Here is a 234-nt window from a genome sequence, read left to right as displayed (position 1 = left end):
ATGATTTTTTTGCCGAATTCAAGCAAGGCATAATGGCAGGCGGCGAAGCCAATAACACTTCATCGTTAAGAGAGTTTGTGACCATATTTGGGGATGAACTGGCAGCGACAGGCTCTGTCGAGGATTTCAACTTTTGTCATTATCGCCCTCCTCAAGGTGGAATACGCGTTGATGGATATTGGTTTGATGAAGAAGAGGGAATATTGTCCCTCTTTATGGCCGATTATGCTTCAA

Annotated in this window: 1 protein-coding gene; it reads left to right on the top strand. The window is 44.0% G+C overall.

The window, feature by feature from the left end; translation table 11 throughout:
* Window positions 1-234: hypothetical protein (locus QZ377_RS08475; protein ID WP_291440726.1), on the top strand; the 234-nt coding region annotated here is incomplete at both ends.

The organism is Desulfovibrio sp. (assembly GCF_019424165.1).
Taxonomy (GTDB): Bacteria; Desulfobacterota; Desulfovibrionia; order Desulfovibrionales; family Desulfovibrionaceae; genus Desulfovibrio.
This window is presented reverse-complemented; position numbering and strand designations above follow the sequence as displayed.